Source organism: Streptosporangium sp. NPDC000509 (assembly GCF_042898365.1).
Taxonomy (GTDB): Bacteria; Actinomycetota; Actinomycetes; order Streptosporangiales; family Streptosporangiaceae; genus Streptosporangium.
The window spans coordinates 57,988-74,591 of the sequence record NZ_JBIAYX010000019.1 but is presented as its reverse complement, the minus strand read 5'-3'; the positions used below and the strand labels follow the sequence as shown (position 1 = coordinate 74,591).

At 70.6% G+C, this 16,604-nt stretch carries 19 protein-coding genes; 8 read left to right on the top strand and 11 right to left on the bottom strand.

What is annotated here, in order from left to right:
• Positions 1 to 3 precede the first annotated feature (3 nt).
• The 4 genes from ACFY3D_RS31210 to ACFY3D_RS31195 form a co-directional block, all read right to left on the bottom strand.
• On the bottom strand, positions 4 to 765 hold the full coding sequence (locus tag ACFY3D_RS31210) for a restriction endonuclease (RefSeq protein ID WP_389985951.1): 762 nt from the start codon (positions 763 to 765) through the stop codon (positions 4 to 6).
• Positions 762 to 1,013: a hypothetical protein gene (locus ACFY3D_RS31205; RefSeq protein WP_389985948.1), complete on the bottom strand. Its 252-nt coding sequence runs from the start codon at positions 1,011 to 1,013 to the stop codon at positions 762 to 764. Before ACFY3D_RS31205 ends, ACFY3D_RS31210 begins: the two co-directional genes overlap by 4 nt.
• A gap of 321 nt (positions 1,014 to 1,334) precedes the next feature.
• Positions 1,335 to 1,466, bottom strand: coding sequence for a hypothetical protein (locus ACFY3D_RS31200; RefSeq protein WP_389985945.1), 132 nt, complete (start codon positions 1,464 to 1,466; stop codon positions 1,335 to 1,337).
• A 348-nt stretch (positions 1,467 to 1,814) separates the two neighbouring features.
• Positions 1,815 to 2,993 carry a site-specific integrase gene (locus ACFY3D_RS31195; RefSeq protein WP_389985942.1) on the bottom strand — a complete coding sequence of 393 codons (1,179 nt, stop codon included), beginning with the start codon at positions 2,991 to 2,993 and terminating at the stop codon, positions 1,815 to 1,817.
• 173 nt (positions 2,994 to 3,166) lie between these two features.
• On the opposite strand from ACFY3D_RS31195, the gene ACFY3D_RS31190 reads away from it, so the two are divergent.
• Entirely contained in the window at positions 3,167 to 4,333 is a 1,167-nt protein-coding gene (locus tag ACFY3D_RS31190) for a hypothetical protein (protein ID WP_389985939.1), read from the top strand.
• Between the two features lie 837 nt (positions 4,334 to 5,170).
• Positions 5,171 to 6,235: a hypothetical protein gene (locus ACFY3D_RS31185; RefSeq protein ID WP_389985936.1), complete on the top strand. Its 1,065-nt coding sequence runs from the start codon at positions 5,171 to 5,173 to the stop codon at positions 6,233 to 6,235.
• Between the two features lie 48 nt (positions 6,236 to 6,283).
• Here ACFY3D_RS31185 and ACFY3D_RS31180 read toward each other — a convergent pair whose 3' ends face one another.
• Positions 6,284 to 7,021: an SDR family oxidoreductase gene (locus ACFY3D_RS31180; RefSeq protein ID WP_350949675.1), complete on the bottom strand. Its 738-nt coding sequence runs from the start codon at positions 7,019 to 7,021 to the stop codon at positions 6,284 to 6,286.
• Between the two features lie 93 nt (positions 7,022 to 7,114).
• Here ACFY3D_RS31180 and ACFY3D_RS31175 point away from each other — a divergent pair, with 93 nt between their 5' ends.
• From ACFY3D_RS31175 to ACFY3D_RS31160, 4 genes are all read left to right on the top strand, one after another.
• Positions 7,115 to 7,978, top strand: coding sequence for a LysR family transcriptional regulator (locus ACFY3D_RS31175; protein ID WP_389985933.1), 864 nt, complete (start codon positions 7,115 to 7,117; stop codon positions 7,976 to 7,978).
• Positions 7,979 to 8,149: 171 nt separating this feature from the next.
• On the top strand, positions 8,150 to 8,698 hold the full coding sequence (locus ACFY3D_RS31170) for a YciI family protein (RefSeq protein ID WP_389985930.1): 549 nt from the start codon (positions 8,150 to 8,152) through the stop codon (positions 8,696 to 8,698).
• A 97-nt stretch (positions 8,699 to 8,795) separates the two neighbouring features.
• Positions 8,796 to 9,098, top strand: coding sequence for an ArsR/SmtB family transcription factor (locus tag ACFY3D_RS31165; protein WP_389985927.1), 303 nt, complete (start codon positions 8,796 to 8,798; stop codon positions 9,096 to 9,098).
• The gene (locus ACFY3D_RS31160; RefSeq protein WP_389985924.1) at positions 9,095 to 9,613 is read left to right on the top strand and encodes an SRPBCC domain-containing protein; all 519 of its coding nucleotides are present in this window, start codon (positions 9,095 to 9,097) and stop codon (positions 9,611 to 9,613) included. The genes ACFY3D_RS31165 and ACFY3D_RS31160 overlap by 4 nt, the downstream gene beginning before the upstream one ends.
• A gap of 127 nt (positions 9,614 to 9,740) precedes the next feature.
• Here the strand turns inward: ACFY3D_RS31160 and ACFY3D_RS31155 are convergent, their stop codons facing one another.
• The 3 genes from ACFY3D_RS31155 to ACFY3D_RS31145 all read right to left on the bottom strand — a co-directional run bounded on the left by ACFY3D_RS31155 (position 9,741) and on the right by ACFY3D_RS31145 (position 11,204).
• Positions 9,741 to 10,280: a DUF1062 domain-containing protein gene (locus tag ACFY3D_RS31155; protein ID WP_389985921.1), complete on the bottom strand. Its 540-nt coding sequence runs from the start codon at positions 10,278 to 10,280 to the stop codon at positions 9,741 to 9,743.
• Positions 10,281 to 10,620: 340 nt separating this feature from the next.
• Positions 10,621 to 10,740: a VOC family protein gene (locus ACFY3D_RS31150; protein WP_389985918.1), complete on the bottom strand. Its 120-nt coding sequence runs from the start codon at positions 10,738 to 10,740 to the stop codon at positions 10,621 to 10,623.
• A 44-nt stretch (positions 10,741 to 10,784) separates the two neighbouring features.
• A complete protein-coding gene (locus tag ACFY3D_RS31145; RefSeq protein WP_389985915.1) occupies positions 10,785 to 11,204 on the bottom strand; it encodes a DUF6223 family protein in 420 nt (139 codons plus the stop codon).
• Positions 11,205 to 11,431: 227 nt separating this feature from the next.
• On the opposite strand from ACFY3D_RS31145, the gene ACFY3D_RS31140 reads away from it, so the two are divergent.
• Together ACFY3D_RS31140 and ACFY3D_RS31135 are read left to right on the top strand one after the other, a co-directional pair.
• Positions 11,432 to 12,559 carry a sensor histidine kinase gene (locus ACFY3D_RS31140; protein ID WP_389985912.1) on the top strand — a complete coding sequence of 376 codons (1,128 nt, stop codon included), beginning with the start codon at positions 11,432 to 11,434 and terminating at the stop codon, positions 12,557 to 12,559.
• The gene (locus tag ACFY3D_RS31135) at positions 12,556 to 13,218 is read left to right on the top strand and encodes a response regulator (RefSeq protein ID WP_389985909.1); all 663 of its coding nucleotides are present in this window, start codon (positions 12,556 to 12,558) and stop codon (positions 13,216 to 13,218) included. The genes ACFY3D_RS31140 and ACFY3D_RS31135 overlap by 4 nt, the downstream gene beginning before the upstream one ends.
• Here ACFY3D_RS31135 and ACFY3D_RS31130 read toward each other — a convergent pair.
• From ACFY3D_RS31130 to ACFY3D_RS31120, 3 genes are all read right to left on the bottom strand, one after another.
• Positions 13,182 to 14,036: an isocitrate lyase/phosphoenolpyruvate mutase family protein gene (locus ACFY3D_RS31130; RefSeq protein ID WP_389985906.1), complete on the bottom strand. Its 855-nt coding sequence runs from the start codon at positions 14,034 to 14,036 to the stop codon at positions 13,182 to 13,184. The genes ACFY3D_RS31135 and ACFY3D_RS31130 overlap by 37 nt on opposite strands.
• Positions 14,033 to 14,914, bottom strand: a complete 882-nt coding sequence (locus ACFY3D_RS31125; RefSeq protein ID WP_389985903.1) for a hypothetical protein — start codon at positions 14,912 to 14,914, stop codon at positions 14,033 to 14,035. Before ACFY3D_RS31125 ends, ACFY3D_RS31130 begins: the two co-directional genes overlap by 4 nt.
• 300 nt (positions 14,915 to 15,214) lie before the next feature.
• Complete coding sequence (locus ACFY3D_RS31120) at positions 15,215 to 16,570, bottom strand: serine hydrolase domain-containing protein (protein ID WP_389985900.1); 1,356 nt, start codon at positions 16,568 to 16,570, stop codon at positions 15,215 to 15,217.
• Between the last annotated feature and the right edge of the window lie 34 nt (positions 16,571 to 16,604).

Here is a 16,604-nt window from a genome sequence, read left to right as displayed (position 1 = left end):
ACCTCAGCGCTTCGGTTCACGCCTGGAGGACGTCGAGCGTGGTACTGCGTCGTGACGGATCAGCCGGTTGGAGGTGTGGCGGAGCCGCCGCATCCTGCGCAGGGGAGTTGTCAGCTTCAGCAACTCCGGCAAGGAGACCCCTTCGGTGGCCCACCGGTGAAGCTCCTCTCGGCCGAACAGGTGGATCCGGAAGGCGGCAGCCGCCTTCCGGGCATCGCTGGTGAACGCCCCGTTGGTGATCACCACCGCGACGTCGGCGTTATGCGCGGGGTGGGCGGTGCCGTTCACCGTGTAGATCACCGGCGCGCCGACCTTGGCCTGGGTGGTGGTGTGTTTGCACTGGGCGACGATGAGGTAGCCGCCCGGGGCGTGGCCGATGACGTCGGCGGCTTTGTCTCCTCGCTGGCCCACATGGCGGGCGTCGATACCGTCGCGCACCATCAGATCACGCACCGCCAGCTCGAAATCGGTGTAACCCAGCGCGTCCAGCTCCGCCAGCGTCAGCTGTAAATGGCGCAGCCGAGCAGCACGGCGAGTGGCGGCGGAGGCTTTCCACCACCCCCATACCGCTATTGCCCCCACAATGAGAATTACCGTCGGCACACCGATGTACCAATGGCCGAAAATGACCCGGACGGCTGCCCGGAACACATGGAATGCCACTGAAAGCGCAGCCAGCGCGATAAAAGCGGCCGCGATCCATTCCGTCCGGTCGGCCGGTTTTCGAGGGCGCGGAAGGCGAGCGCGCCAGCGCGGGCGTGTCACGGTGCGCCGGTCGGCTCGGGCGGCGGACCCTCGTCTTCTACCTGCTCAGCGATCGGAGCCGGATCCGGCGGCGCCGATTCCGACACCGAGGGCGGCGTCGGGGGACTTTCTTGCTGGTCGCCGGGCAGGCTGCTCCACAGCCAGACCGCGCCGACAACGGCAGCCGCGATCACCCACCCGGATGTCTTCTCCTTTTTTGATCCGCGTTTTCTCACCCAATGTCCGCGCCGAAAATACTTGTCTGCCACAACGCCTCCTCGCGGTGCGACCGAATGATATTCGGGGGAATGGCGGCCCTAGAGGAATGGAAACATGTGGCACCGACAAAAGCAGTCGTTCGGTGAAAGGTCACGAAATTCACAGTGAAGAAACGCGTGTCCGCGCCGGGGCTGAGCACGCTGAACCGGGCCGGCGTCACGCCGTCCGGGGCGGCCACGGCGGGCAGCAAGTGAGCGCGCCCATCGGCCAGGCCGATCCGCAGCCCCGAAACTGGCACCGCGTGGGGTGAGTGAGATCGGTGGGCATGAAGGCTCTCCGGGTAGGCGGGCAGATGGGAGATCACCTTGATGTCAGAATTCAGGCCGGACGGCCGCCCGCCCGCTGAAGGTCATCGCTGTCTTGATCAGCCCGGCCTGCGTCGCCAGCCGGAGGAGATGGCCGCCCGCCGTCCGCCCGGCCATCGGGTCGCCTGTGTCACCCACCTGCTGATGACCGGTCCGAGTCGCTGTACCGCACCGGCCGAACCAAGCCCTTCTCCACTACACGGGTCATTGCCTGGTGGTGTGGGCGAGTTGGCCATGGCCCCGGCCGCAGGCACCATATCGGTCAACGCCACCTATTCGGCGCTGAGTAGAGAACCTTTGGTCATGCGGAGCGATGATGTTGGCTTTGAAGCGCGCCGGGATTGCTGGAGGCTTTGGTGTGCCCCTGGTCTTATGGAGGCGGGTTCTTAGATTCTCGTGCCACTCATTGAGAGGAGAGTGGCGTGGGACAGCATGGCTACCCATCGAAGTTCCGGCGCAAGGTACTAATCTCGTTAAGGCGGGACGCTACAGCCCGGCTTTGCCCATGGGGTTGTCCTTCCAGCGGTCGACGGCGCGGACGTAGCCGTGCACGGTGGGGGAGGTGGGCTTCCAGCGGCCCTGTTCGGCGATCTTGCCGGTGGGCACGTTCGCGTCGGCCAGGGTGGTGGCGCCACCGGCGCGCAGCCCGTGCGCGCTGTAGCGTTCGGCGTCGGCCAGGCCCGCGCGCAGAGCGGCGTCCTTGACGATGGTGTTCAGTGTGACGCCCGATAGGCGCAGGCCGCCGCGGCCGGCCCAGCCGGGGGTGCCGCCGATGCGGCCGAAGCGGTCGATGGGTCGCAGCAGCGCCCCGGTGGTGATGCCGTGTTCGTGCAGCACGGCCAGCCAGGCCTGCACCGAGCGGACCGGGCAGGTGGCAAGATGGGAGCCGTAGGGGACCGCGACGGTCTGCCCGGCGGCGTCCTGGTCGGTTTTGCTGACGGGGATGAACACTTCCAGTCCCTGGCGTGGGAAGGTGAGGTGTTCGCAGTCGAGGGCGGCGAGCTCGCTGCGCCGGCCCATCAGCGCGAAGCCGAGCACCAGCGCGGCCCGATCCCGGATCCCGGTGGGGGTGTCGTCGGGGGTGTGTGCGATGAGGCTGCGCAGGATGTCGATGGTGATCGGCGGGGCCTTGCGTACCGTGTTGCCGGGGTGGGTGCTCCAGGCGCGGCGGTAGGCGCGCAACGCGTCGCGGGCGGCGGTGGTGTGCGGTCTGGGCAGTCCGGCCTTGCCGTGCGCGGACGACACGCAGGCCAGCGCCTGGTCGATGCTGGCCGGGGCCAGGCCACGTCCGGTCAGTTCGGCGACGAAACTGGCCAGGGTGGCGGCGGTGGCCGGCAGCGGAGTGCGGCCGGTGGCAGTGCACCAGGACAGGTAGTCGGCCCAGATACGGGCATAGGCGCGGGTGGTGTTGGCCGCCGGAGCCGCCGCGATCAGCCGCGCCGCCTCCTCGGTCACGTACTCGTCGGCCGAGCGCCGACCGCCGGTGACCGTCACCCCGTCCAAGACGACCGCATCGTCCAACCGTGCCGCATTATCGACCGGAGCGCGCCAGGCAAGCGCGGTCCCGGGCGAACTCGGCTCCTCAAGAGAGACATCCACTTCGGCACCGTCACCGGCACCAAGGCCTGACATCGCGTCGTCGTCGTTGGGGCGCTTCAGATGCATGCAGCCACTCCCTGCCCAATTCATAGGATCATCGGGTCTATTTTGATGCTTCTAGGCTTGCGGTAAGCAAAGTTATCGCAAGCCTGCCCGGGATGCGTTCGATCTCCAAAATTTCGTTTCGTGACGTACGTAAATATGATCGTTCGCGAACGGTACGATGCTATTCTTTGCCGGTGAGTGAAGATCCTTCCCGCGCGTTCACCCCTTTTGCGCCCCTGGAGACGAGCCCAGATGATCCCGATAGGGGGCGGATGTGTGCCCGCTCGGGCTGCGTCAACCGACTGGAGCCCACCGGTCGGCGCAGCGGCCGCCCGGCGCTGTACTGCGGGGACGCCTGCCGCGCCGCCGCGCATCGCGCCCGCACCGCCACCCACACCCCGGCGGTCACCGAGGCGCTCCGCCGCACCGGCGCGCTGAGCGGAGATCTGCTGGCCGCAGGTGAGCAGTGGAGCGCCCAGCTTGCCGCCTTCACCGAGGCGCTACAGGCCGCGACTACCGGCGCGCTCACCCAGATCGATGCCGCCGAGCAGGCCGCCGAAGAGGCCCGCGCCGCCGCTGCGGCCGCCGAGCAGCGTGCCGCCGACCGCATCGCCACCGCCGACCGGCGCGCCACCGCCGCTCAGGACAAGGCCGAGGCCGCGATCACCGCCAGCGAAAAGGCGATGGAAAAAGCCGCCGCGGCGCAGCAGCGCGCCGAAGAGTCCGAACGCGTGGCCTGGCGCACCGCCGGCGAGCACGAATCAGCCCGCGCCCACGCCCAGCAAAACGCCACCGCCAGCGCCGAACGCGCCACCGCCGCCGAACGCGAGACCCGGCGCATCACCTCCGAACGCGACGCTCTGCAGGGTCTCCTGGACGCCGAACGTCGCCAGGCCCGCGTCGCGGCCAACGAACACGACCGGCAGATCGCCACTCTGAAAACCGCCCTGGCTGACCGCACCACCGCTCTCGATCAGGCACATACCGATCTGAAAGCCGCTGCTGGCCGAGCCGAACGCGCCGAGACCGCCCGGGAAAAGGCGCACCAGGAAGCCGCGGCGGCCCGCGCCGAGACCATCCAGGTGCGCGAGGAACTCACCACTGAACGTGAGCAACTGCGGCGAACCGGCGTCCAGCGCGATGAGGCACGCACCGCAATCGCGGTGGCCGAGGCCCGGCTAGAGGTGCTGCACAAGGCGCTGGAAGGGGCCGAACTCCGTGCTCAGGCCGCCGAGCAGCGCGAAGAGGTCGCCCAGCAGACGATCAGCCGTCTGCTCACTCTTCAACCGCCTCCGGAAGCCGTATCGGCTGAGGGAGCAGGCGGTGCCGCACATCGTGAGGACTTCCCTGAGCGTCCCTGAGACGCTCGCCCTCTTCCGCCACAGCGGCCGTCGACGGAGGAAAACGCCTCTCTCAACACCGTGCTCCACCCCGACGTAGAGGTGCAGGAATCGAGTCTGACCAGGCGAAAAAACCAACGACCGGGCCCAAGGCTGCCCATCGTCGACAGAGGCGTCACTGACATCCTGATGACGATTTCCACTGACAGCAGGTGACGAAGCCCCAGTTCAGAGCGCCTTCTCCTCGTCGCGCCGCCCCGGAAACGTCATGTGATGTCAGTGATCCTGGGGGCCTGTCTGCGGCTGGCGCCGCCGCCCTGTGGGCAGCGAAGAACTTCTGTGCCCGGCATAGCAGCGAGCCTCACCGCATTCTCAAGGCAAGCCATCTGGGCCCACATGGTTCGCTACGCCGACGCTCATCAGCGCGACCACACATCCGGCGCAACGCTGCGGCCTGTAGCCCGCCGACGCCTCCGGCGGCGTGATGTGGCCTCGGAGAAGATCCCTGCAGATGATCATCAGCGGCCGAAAAGTGCCTCTGACCTGCGTACTGACACCTCATGCAGATTTCTACTGACATCCCAGTGCAGATTTGCATCTGCACTGTTCCTCGCCCTTGGACCCGTTCGGGACACTAACTTGCGGGAATTTCCATTCCCGGTAGTTACTTGGATCTGGGGGAGACGCAACAGATCTTGTTTATTTATTTTTAATTTCTGGAAAATAAAAGATGCTAGGCTGCTGCGCATGCGGGAGCCGGGTGCGATGACGCCGTGTAAACACTGTGGGACGCCGATCGAGCAGAGGCCTGGGAGAGGACGGCCGAGAGCCTACTGCGCGCAGGGAGACTGCCAGGCGGTGGCCAAGCGCGAACGCGAGATGCGGCGGGCGACACCGGGGCTTGAGGGGGCACTGGCCAGAGCCGAGGAGTTCTACGAGCGCATGGAGAAGGGGATGACCGCGGCGATCGCGCCGCTGGCGCAGGTGCTGGCGCAGGAGCTGAGCCCGGCGGGGGTGGAGGCCAAGGTGAGCGCGGTGCAGGCCGAGGCGCACACCCGGGTGGCGATCGCACGCACCGAGCGGGAACAGGCCTTCGAGCAGGTACGCCTGGCGCGGGAGGCTTCCGAGCACGCCCGGCGCGAGCGGGACGCGATGACGCGCCGCGTGGAGGAGGCCAATGCCGAACGTGACAACGCCCTGGCCGACGCGGAGACCGCCAGGGAGCAGGCACTGGCCGCGCTGCACGAGGCGGCCAGCACCGAACGCCGGGCCAGGCAGGCCGAGCAGGAGGCCACTCGCAGGGCCCAGCGGGCCGAAGCGGCCAGAGACGCGGCGCTGCGGGAGATGGCCGAGCGCGTCGAGGCCGCGGAGGCCGAGGCACGCCGGGCCGAGGCACGGGCCGTTCACGAACAGGAGCAGGCCGAGGGGGCGCGAGCCGAGCGCGACCAGGCGTTGCGGGAGGCCGCGAGCGCGCAGGAGGCCAAGGGACAGGCCGAGCGTTCCGCTTCGGCCGCCTCGGCACGTGCCGAGGCGGCCGAAGCGGAACGGGACCGGGCGCTGGCGCGTGCCGACGCCGCGGCGACCGCCCATGCCGAAGCCCTGGCCGAGGCGGCCGAGGCGCGCACACGGGCCGACCGGGCGGACAAGCAGGCGGCCGAGGCGGAGAAGCGGACGGCGCGCCGGGTGGCCAAGGCCGAGGAACGGGCCGCCGAGAAGATCGCCGAGGCGGAGGAGCGCGCGGCGGCCAGGGCCGCCGAGGCGCTCGCCGAACGTGACGAGATGCGCCTGCGGTTGGCCATGGAACAGATGCGCCTGTCGGACCTACGCGACCAGATGGAGGCACTGCGCGCCGAGTCCGCCCAGCTCAGGGAACGCGCCGTCGCCGCGGAACTGCGGGCCGAGCCAACCGGAGCCGAGGGCTGACGAGCGGCTGGGCGCGGGGCCTGCCGCAGGTTCACGACAGGCTGGGGATCACCAGGGGATGACGCCGTCGTCCTCGAAGAACGAGCCGGTCGGACCCCCGTCGGGCAGGGTGGCGAGCCGGATCGCCGTGGCCGCGCCCTGCTCGGGGGTGCGGGGCCCCTGGAAGCCGGTGAAGTCGGTCGCGACCAGGCCCGGGCAGGCGGCGTTGATCAGGATGTCCGTACCGGCGAACTGCCGGGCGTACTGCACGGTGACGGCGTTGAGGAAGGACTTCGACGGCGCGTAGGCCGCCATGACAGGGCCGATCTCGATGTCCGGGTCCGCCTGCCGGGTGAGGGAGGCGACGCTACTGGAGACGTTGACGATGCGTGGCGACGCCGAGCGCCGTAGCAGCGGCAGCATCGCGTTGGTGACCCGGATGACGCCGATCACGTTGGTCTCCACGACCGTGCGGACCACATCGAGGTCGAGCGCGGTCGGGTCCTGCACCCACCCCGGACCCACCGGTCCTGAGATGCCGGCGTTGTTGACCAGGACGTCCAGGCGCCCAGCCTGCCGTTCGACCAGTTCCGCGGCCTCGGTGACGCTCTGGTCGCCGGTCACGTCCAGCGGCACCCCGAACGCCTCCACTCCGGCGGCGCGCAGCTTCTCGACGGCGGTCTTGAGCCGAACCTCGTCGCGAGCTCCCACGCCCACGCGGTATCCGAGGGTGCCAAGCCCGGCCGCGATCTCGTACCCGATTCCCTTGTTCGCGCCGGTCACCAGCGCGGTCTTCGTTTCGCTCATGCCGTTGATGGTCGCGGATGGGCAAGCGGTGCATCCAACACCGATACGGCACCCTGTCATACCCGGTAGGTATCACCGAGGTATGTTGTGGCGGTGGACACTCTGGAAACCCGCGAGTTGAGGTATTTCGTAGCCGTCGCCGAGGAACTGCACTTCGGCCGGGCCGCCGAACGCCTCGGCATGGCCCAGCCACCGCTGTCCCGGGCGATCCAGCAGCTCGAGCGACGCCTGGGCGTCTCCCTGCTGAAACGCAACCGCCGCGGCGTCCTTCTGACCGGCGCCGGCGAGGTGTTGCTGCACGAGGGCCGCGCGGCCCTCGACGCGACCACCGCCGCCGCCCGCCGCACCCGTCGCGCCGGTGGTGCCGACAATCCGGACGGTCCTCGCAACCGCCTGGTACTGGCGGTGAAGGCCGCCGGCTCCCACGAGCTGCTGCGAAAGCTTCTCGACGCCTACGCGGCCGAACCCGGCGCCGCCGAGATCGAGGTGCTGCCGTGCGGCCTCTGCGAGCAGGAAGGGCTGCTGCGCGACGGCCGCGCCGATGTGGCGCTCATGCACGCGCCGTTCAACTCCCTCGCCGGGTTCGACAGCGAGGAACTGATGACCGAGGGACAGATCGCCATCCTGCCCGCCGGACACCCCCTCGCCGCGCGCAAGACCCTGTCCCTCGCCGATGTCGGCGATGTCCCCGATCTTCCTCTCGCCCGCTGGCCCCGCCACGGCGTCTACCCGCCAGGGCCGGGCCCCGAGATCCGCGACCAGACACAGCTGGCCCAGCTGATCGCCCTCGGACGCACCGTGGCCGTCCTCCCCGACTCCGCCCGTTCCTGGCTGTGGGCCGAGCACACCGCCGTCCCCCTGACCGATGCGCCCCCCGTCGTCACCCACATCGCCTGGCCCGCGCACAGCCGCTCCCTCGCCCTCGCCGGCCTGGTCCGCACGGCCACACGACTGTGACGCTCTCCCGCCCTTCGTACTGGTCCGACGATGTGGGTATGACGACCTCTGGCCGGACCACGGCTTCTCCGGCAGCGCGAAGGCGCATCACAGGCCGGTACGCCAACCTCAGGGCGTACCGGGAATCCCCGTCGTTCACGAGAGGGAGAAAGTCAAGATAAGACTCCTCGCATGGAGTTTTTCTGTTATCACCGCGATCGACCTGACTCAGCGGCCCTGCGCGACGAACTGGTGGAAGAGCACTGGTCCTACATGGACGGGTACGCGGCAACGATGATCGCGCGTGGCCCGACCCTCGGTCCCGGCGGCGAGACGGCCACCGGCAGTGTGCACATCGTCGATCTGCCCGATCTCGCCACGGCGCGTGCTTTCGCCTTCGAAGAGCCCAACTACCAGACCGGTGTGTATCGGGACGTGATGCTGCGCCGATGGCGCAACGTACTGGGGCGCACCATGTGGGATTTTCCCGGCGACCGAGACGGCGGTGACCGGTATCTGGTGGTGGGCCTCGGCTCCGGGCAGGCTGCCGACCTCGTCCCGCCGCCCGGCCGGGACGGCCTGATCGCCTATGGACCGTTGCTGTCGGACGACGGCACCACCTGGCTGGGTACGGCGCTGCTGGTCCAGGCGCCGGGACCGGACGCGGCACGCGACATCCTGACCGCGGGCCGGTACGCCGACATCGAGGTCCACGACTGGAGGTTCGGCGGGCGGCGATGATGATTGCTTGACCGGCGCCGAGGGCGGGTGACGAGGATCGCCGCCCGCCCTCGGCTCTACGTTGCGGCATCATATTTCCATCTGGCAATATGAGTGCATGAGCGCCTACGCAGCCCTGGCCGAGCCGCACCGCAGACAGATTCTCGACCTGTTGCGTGACGGCGAGCGGCCCGCCGGGGAACTGGTGAAACGCCTAGACCTCAGCCAACCCGGCGTGTCGAAGCACCTCAAGGTGTTGCGCGAGGCCGGACTCGTCGTCGTGCGCAAAAACGGCAAGCAGCGCGTGTACGCGTTGCGCCCGGATCCCCTCGCCGAGGTCGACCAGTGGCTGGAGCCCTATCGCGTGTTCTGGTCCAGACACCTCGACACCCTGGAACGACACCTGGAGGAGAACCCATGATCGACGGAACCCTGGAAACCATCGACGGCCGCCCGGCGCTGCGCTTCGAGCGCACGCTCGCCTATCCGGTCGAGCGCGTGTGGCGAGCCGTCAGCGTGCCCGCGGAGCTCGAGCGCTGGTTTCCCGCGGCCGCGGACTGGACACCGGCGACGGGAGAGACCTTCGAAGCCGCCGGTGTGACCGGCGAGGTGACGGAGGTCGATCCACCCCACCGCCTGGCCTGGACCTATGCCGGCCAGGCGTACAGCTTCGATCTGACCGCCCACGGAGACGGCTGCCGCCTGGTCTTCACCCACATCTTCGACGATCGCAACACCTCAGCGCAGACCGCCACCGGCTGGGACGCCTACCTTTCGCGGCTTGAGCCTCATCTCGCCGGCAAGGACCTCTCAGAGGAGGACGCGCACGAGGGGTGGGAGGAGAATCACGAACGCTACGCCGAGCGCTTCGGGGTCGACCCGGCGCCGGGTCGGCGCTTCGCGGCGGCTCTGCGCGGAGACAACGGCGACACCTGATCCCTCGCACCACGGCGGCCGTCCCGCCCAATTCGGTGGCGTCCTCGCTCGTCAACTCCATCAGGGTCGGCATGGTTGCGGGAAGGGAGCCGCGGCGAGCGGGAGGCTCGCCGCGGCTCCCTTCCCGCTAGTCCCCGGCCATCACGGTGAAGGTGAATCCGGTGCTCGTCGTACGGCGCAGCGGAATGTCGCACTTGATCCGGCGCAGCACCTCGTTCCTGCTGAGGCCCAGCCCCTGGGCGAGGAGCCGTTCCGGACGCACCGGCACCGGATCCTCGAAGACGACCTCCACCCGCACCGGCCACGCCTCGTCGGACCATGCCGACCGGATGTCCAGCCGCCAGGCCCCTGTCCAGTCCAGGACGAAGCGGTTGCGCCTGGCGAGCAGCGGATCCAGCAGCCTGGACGCCACCAGTTCCGGATCGTTGACGCGGTAGCCGTGAAGTTCGGCCGGATCGAAGGATCTGACCGGCGCTCGCTCGTGCACGGTGAGCTTGCTCGTCCGATCGCAGGACACGCAACGCACCAGCAGCCACACGTCCAGCAGCTTGCCGTTGGCGTTGACGCGGAACCTGCCCTCGCCGGGGGTGGCCGACCCCGACCGGCAGTCCACGCACCGCAGCGACAGCAGAGGAAGCCTGGTCCGGCGAACGACCCAGGGCAGCACGATATGAGGTTGTGAAGACATGATCTCTCTAGACCTGACACGAGGCCGATTGCGCGCGACCTCAAACGCTGTAGGACCGGGCGCGCACGGGCAGCCCGGCAGGACCGACGGGAACGTCGGCTACAGGTGAGCGAAAAAAGGTGTCAGATCTGGAAAGCAGGCGGGGTCACGCGGTTTTGTCCTCTGTCCTCACTACGGCGGGGCTGGGAGGCAACCTACGGGAACGCGGAAAGAAGACTCAAACGGTTTTCCGGCCGAGACTTCGCCGGTGCTACCGGCCCCTCTCCGACGAAGGCCGTCCAGGGGGCCGGTAGCCGTCGCCGGTGTCCACGGCTTCGCGTCAGCCCGGGGTGATGACGCAGAACTCGTCGCCCGCCGGGCCGGTGAGGACGATCCACGAGACGTCGCCCCGGCCCACGTCCGCGGGCGTCGCACCCAACTCCCGCAGGCGCGCGACCAACTCCGCCTGATGGGCCGCGGGCGAACGTCACCGCCGTATCGACGTCAGACGGCGCGGCGGGAGCGGGCCAGGGCCAGCCCGCCGAGTGCCATGGCGATCAGCCCCACCGCCAGGGCCATGAAGCCCCCGACTATTCCGTAACCGGTGCCGGGACCACCGTCCGCGGCGGCCACGACCAGCCCGCCGACGACCGCGCCGACCGCCCCCGCCATCAGAGCCACGACGGCCCCCCTTCTCCCGGAGCCGGAGCCGATACGCCCTGCGGAGCGTGCCAGGGCGAGCCCGCCGACGACCACTCCGGCCACCCCCAGCAGCACGGCGATCAGGGACCACAGACGCCCGGCGGTCATGGTGTAGGCCCCGACGGGGTCCAGTTGGGCCGAGGCGTGCGCGGCCGCCGGTGCGGCGAGTGCGAGGACCGCGATCGGGGCGGTCGCGGCGGCGAGCAGGTGACGGACGGACATGGGGCGCTCCTTTTCTATGTCTTCTCCGGCGAACCGGATGTCGCCCGATCATGTCCGCCGGACCCGTCGCCGGTCGTCCCGCGCGGGCGGGCACTTCGCGCTGCCACCGACGCGCACCCGGTTGCCGCGAACGCCGCAGGAGCCGCGAAAGATACCGCGGATGCGGTAGCCGAAGACTGGTCCGCGCGCAGGAGTCGCCCGCGGGGACATCCGGCTAAGGTCCCCCCATGGGGACAGGACGGTCCGGCGTGCGGGCGAATGCCACAGACTGGGTGATCGCCGTCGGCGTGGCGGCGACACTGCTGGTCACCGGGCTGTCCGGGCGGCACTCCACCCCCCACCTGGAGCTGCTCGGCTACGCGCTGCTGGCGGCCGGTGGCCTGGTGCTGGTCGCGCGCCGTCGTGCTCCACGCGCCGTCCTGGCCGTCACCGGGCTGTGCGCGGCGGGTTACCAGGCGGCCGGTTTCGACATACCCGCCGTCGCGTACCTGTTCGCGGTGTACGCGGCGGTGCGGGCGGGGCAGCGCGCCTTCACGGTGGCGGCGAGCGTGATCATGCTGGCCCTTCTTCCGCTCGCGGCCCTGGCCGCGGGGTCGCACGACACGGGTGAGGCGTTCGCGCAGGCCCGAGGTGCCCTTGAGCTGGCCTGGCTGATCGCGGCCGGCGCCGCGGGGGAGGCGCTGCGGCAGGCCGAGCGGCGGGCGGACGAGGCCGAGCGCACCCGGGAGGAGACCGCGCGGCGCCGCGCCGACGAGGAGCGGCTGCACATCGCGCGGGAGTTGCACGATTCGCTCACCCACCAGATCTCGATCATCAAGGTGCAGGCCGAGGTCGCCGTCCATGTGGCCCGCAAGCGTGGTGAGCAGGTGCCGGAGGCCCTGCTGGCGATCCGGGAGGCCGGTCGTGAGGCGACCCGGGAACTGCGGGCGACCCTGGAGGCGCTGCGCGAGGAGGATCCGGCCCCGCCGCGCGGCCTCGACCATGTCGCCGAACTGGTGGAACGGGCCCGGACGGGCGGTTTGGAGGCGACGCTGACGATCGAGGGGCGGCGACACGACGTGCCGGCCGCGGTGGAGCGGACCGTCTACCGGATCGTTCAGGAGTCGTTGACCAACATCGCACGTCACGCCGCCGCCGCGACGGCGTCGGTCCGGATCGACTACCGTCCCGACACCCTCGCGATACGCGTCGACGACGACGGCAAGGCCAGGGCGGACGCGGCCCCGGTGCCCGGTGTCGGTCTGCTCGGGATGCGCGAACGGGTCACCGCCCTCGGCGGGCGCCTGCGGGCGGCACCGCGCGAGGAGGGCGGGTTCACCGTCCAGGCCGAACTTCCCGTGGAGCGGACGTCATGATCCGGGTCCTGCTCGTCGACGACCAGCCGCTCGTCCGCAGCGGATTTCGCGCGCTCCTCGACCTCGAGGACGACATCGAGGTGGTGGCCGAGGCCACCGACGGCAGGCAGGGGTTCGCCCTGGCCAGGGAGCACCTGCCCGACGTCGCTCTCGTCGACATCCAGATGCCGGTCGTCGACGGCATCGAGGCGACCCGGCTCATCGCCGCGGACCCGGCCCTGGCCGGGGTGCATGTCGTCATCCTGACCAACTACGGCCTGGACGAACACGTCTTCAACGCGCTGCGCGCCGGCGCGGCCGGATTCCTCGTCAAGGACATCGTGCCCGAGGACTTCCTGCACGCGGTGCGCGTCGCCGCCCGGGGCGACGCGCTGCTCGCCCCCTCGATCACCCGCAGGCTCATCGACCGGTACATCGCCCAGCCGCCCCGGCCCGGCGCCGGCACCGGTCTGAAAGAGCTCACCAACCGTGAACGCGAGGCCGTCGCCCTGGTCGCGCGGGGTCTGTCCAACGACGAGATCGCCGACCGCATGGTGATCAGCTCGTTGACCGCGAAAACCCACATCAACCGGGCCATGACCAAGCTTCATGCCCGCGACCGCGCCCAACTCGTGGTCCTCGCCTACGAATCGGGCCTGGTGGTCCCACGCGACTCCTGACCTTCACGATCGCTCGTCGCGCGCGTGCCGTCGCCGGTGCGCGGGCCGTACCGGTGCAGCGCCTCGACCTGCTCGTAGGACGGCACCTCGCCGGTGACCGGTTCGCCCCGGGCCACCGCCAGCGCCGTGGTGACGGCCGTGCGCAACGCCGCACGAAACAGCAGCGACCCGTAGCTGACGCGGGCCACCCCCAGTTCGGCGAGCCGTCGCATCGGCACGCCGGGGGAGACGAGCACGTTCAGCGGTACCCCGGCCCCGGCCACCAGCGCCTCGATGTCCCGCCCGGCGCTCGCGCCCGGTACGAAGACCCCGTCGGCCCCCGCCTCGCGGTAGGCGCGGGTCCTTTCCAGCGCCAGAGCCAGGGCATCGGGCAGGTTCAGCCAGAACGCGTCGGTACGGGCGTTGAGGAACACCTCGGGAACCCGGCTCTTGACCACCGCGACCAGTTCGGCCTGCGCCGAAAGGCCGGCCAGGCGGTCACCGCGCCCGTCTTCGAGGTTGATCCCCGCCACTCCCAGTCCGGCCAGCTCCGCCACCAGGTCGGCGACCCGCTCGGGCGCCTCGGCGAAGCCCGCCTCGATGTCCACCGTCACCGGGATGCCCAGTCTCGTTATCGTCCGTGCCAGCCGCAGTGTCTCCTCCCGCGTCGCCCGCCCGGCGTCAGGCTTGCCCGCCGCGGCGGCCACCCCCAGGCTCGTCGTCCCGATCGCGGCGAACCCCGCCTGTGCCAGGGCCGCCGCGGAGGCGTGGTCCCACGCGCAGGGAAGCAGCAGCGGCTCGTCCGCGTGGTGCAGCGCCCTGAAGCGCGCGAACGTCATCGGGCCGCCGCCTCGATCGTCCCGGCCGCCAGGGCCAGCGCGACGTGCCTGCCCGGGCAGGCACGCGGCCCCGCCCCGAACGTCAGGTACTCCGCTTCGCCTTCCGCAGGCGCGAGGTCCCGGTCAGGGAGTGCCTGCGGATCCCGGCCGGCCGCCGTGACGTCGAGCACCACGATCCTCCCGTCGCCGGGCGTCCTGCGGCGCAGCGTCCGGACCGGAGGATCGTGGCGCAGTGTCTCGTCCAGCAGTTCCTCCACCGACCACGCCTCGGCCGGGCGCGACTTCGCGGGAGTGGTTCCCCCTCCCGCCGGAAACCGTGTCGCTGCGGCGGCCAGGGCTCCGCGGACCAGGGCGACGGTGGGAGCGTATGCCTGGGCGAGCAGTCCCGCCAGCACGGCCAGCCGCTCAGAAGACGGGTCACCCAGCAGGCGCGAGAGCTCCACCAGCCCTTTGTCGGCCACGTCCCTGCTCTCCTCCTCGCCAGGCCCGGCCCCGACGCCGGGCAGGTAGGCCGGGGCGATCGCCGCGACGGCCCGCACGGCACTCGGCCCGTCCTCGGCGCGTACGCCCAGCGCGATGGCGAGGACCAGCACCGGAATCTGTTCCGGGGGACAGGGGGCAGGGGCGATGTCCCGCGAGGCCAGCCGGAACGCCTCGGCGCGCAACGCGCCCGGGTCCAGCCCGGCCAGTACCGCCACCCCCGCGGCCCGGCGCTCGGCGTGCATGGACCCCTCGGTGAAGCGGCCGACCGCTCCGCGCAGCCACGCCACGGTCAACGCGAACGGCGGGCGCGGTACGGGGTCGACGGTGAAACGGGGGTCGGCCAGCACGGCCCGTATCTCGGCGGGACGGCTCACGACCAGCGGGTCGGACGTCATCGGTTCTCCTTGAGTGGGCGCCTCCCCTCTCGGTCGGTGGGCGAAGGAGAAGGCGCGGGACTCGGTGATCTTCAGAAGGTTAGACGCCGGACGTTTCGGCACTCGCCGAAACGTCCGCGTCCACTCACCCGCGTCCACTCACCCGCGTCCACTCACCCGCGTCCACTCACCCGCGTCCACTCACCCGCGTCCACTCACCCGCGTCCACTCACCCGAGGCGAAGTCGGCGATGACCGGGGGCGGCTGCTGTGTGGAGGCCGCGCACACCGAGGTCGTGGTCCCGGCCACGGCGCTCGCCGCTCAGCCGCGCCAGCCGTCCTCGTCCACCCCGCCGGGCACCTCCGCCTGCGGGTCGTAGGGGGTACGGGTGAAGACGAAGGTGTTGAGGTCCAGGTGGCTGAGGGAGCCGTCGGGCCTGCGGACCACGCGGAGTGTCTCGCCCGCGTAGTAGCCGTCCAGCCCGAGCCAGGTCCCGTCGTCCTGGGCAGTGAACCGCGAGGCCCGTCCCGCGCCGCCGATCGGGTTGAGGGAGAGGCCGCGCTCGGGCAACAGCCGCAGCGCGTACGCGCTGGGCCCCCAGTACCACGGGCCGGTGAGCTCCAGCAGACCCGCGGTGTCGGCGACGGGCTGCCATTCGTCGGGCAGGCGCGGCTCGTGCTGGTCGAGGATGGCCAGCAGGTCGCTCAGCAGGGTGCGTCCGACGCCCGCGGTGGAGTTGGCGGTGAACAGCACGCCGACCTTGTCGGCGGGGTCGGCCCACACCGTGGCCAAAAAGCCGGGCATGGAGCCGGTGTGACCGGCCAGGCGGCGGCCGCCCGCCCGGGCCAGCTGCAGGCCCAGGCCGTATCCGCCCGTCCAGGCGTCGCCGTCGTCGACGATCGCCGGCTCGCGCATCTCCGCCACGGTGTCCGGGGCGAGCACGTCCCCGGTGTCCCCGGCGACGAACGCCGCCCACCGGGCGAGGTCGGCGGGGGTGGACCACAGCTGCCCGGCCGGGGCCATGGCGACCGCGTCGTGTTCGGGTTCCGGCAGCAGGACGTCCGCCCAGGGGTGCACGGCGTAACCGGTGGCGTGGGGTGCGCGTGGCCGGGGCGTGGTGTCGCGCATGCCCAGGGGCAGCAGGATCTCCTCGTGCACGGCCTGTGCCCAGTTCACGCCGCGGTGGCGGGCCACCAGTTCGCCCAGCAGGGCGAAGCCCACGTTGGAGTAGTGGTAGCGGCGTCCCGGCCGGTGCCTGGCCGCCTCGGGCCCGAGCGCGGCGACGAGGTCGGCGGCCGGCACGCCCTCGGTCCGCTCCCACCACTGGCCGGGGGACTCGGCGCTCAGCCCCGAGGTGTGCGACAGCAGCTGGGCGACGGTCATCTCACCGACCCGCAGGTCGGGAAGGTGCTTGGTGACCGGGTCGAGCAGGCCGACCTTCCCCTCGTCGCGCAGGCGCATCACCACGACGGCGACCAGGCTCTTGGTGATCGAGCCGATGCGGTACTGGGTGCCCGGGGTGGGGGCGGCCCCATCCACCCGGCCGCGCGCGCCGAACCAGGCGAGCTCCCCGTCACGCACCACGGCGGCGGTCAGCGAGGGCAGGCGTCCCTGGGACTGCTCGACCGCGATCCTGCGCAACAGCGCGCGAGCCGTACTCTCCAGAACCGGCGACATCAGATGGCTCCTCACCCGACACGAAACCCAACGC

Coding starts and splice junctions, on each gene's coding strand:
- ACFY3D_RS31195 (WP_389985942.1), bottom strand. CDS start 2,993: ATGCATCTGAAGCGCCCCAACGACGACGACGCGATGTCAGGCCTTGGT.
- ACFY3D_RS31180 (WP_350949675.1), bottom strand. CDS start 7,021: ATGAGCGAAACGAAGACCGCGCTGGTGACCGGCGCGAACAAGGGAATC.
- ACFY3D_RS31170 (WP_389985930.1), top strand. CDS start 8,150: ATGGAGTTTTTCTGTTATCACCGCGATCGACCTGACTCAGCGGCCCTG.
- ACFY3D_RS31165 (WP_389985927.1), top strand. CDS start 8,796: ATGAGCGCCTACGCAGCCCTGGCCGAGCCGCACCGCAGACAGATTCTC.
- ACFY3D_RS31160 (WP_389985924.1), top strand. CDS start 9,095: ATGATCGACGGAACCCTGGAAACCATCGACGGCCGCCCGGCGCTGCGC.
- ACFY3D_RS31145 (WP_389985915.1), bottom strand. CDS start 11,204: ATGTCCGTCCGTCACCTGCTCGCCGCCGCGACCGCCCCGATCGCGGTC.
- ACFY3D_RS31140 (WP_389985912.1), top strand. CDS start 11,432: ATGGGGACAGGACGGTCCGGCGTGCGGGCGAATGCCACAGACTGGGTG.
- ACFY3D_RS31135 (WP_389985909.1), top strand. CDS start 12,556: ATGATCCGGGTCCTGCTCGTCGACGACCAGCCGCTCGTCCGCAGCGGA.
- ACFY3D_RS31130 (WP_389985906.1), bottom strand. CDS start 14,036: ATGACGTTCGCGCGCTTCAGGGCGCTGCACCACGCGGACGAGCCGCTG.
- ACFY3D_RS31125 (WP_389985903.1), bottom strand. CDS start 14,914: ATGACGTCCGACCCGCTGGTCGTGAGCCGTCCCGCCGAGATACGGGCC.
- ACFY3D_RS31120 (WP_389985900.1), bottom strand. CDS start 16,570: ATGTCGCCGGTTCTGGAGAGTACGGCTCGCGCGCTGTTGCGCAGGATC.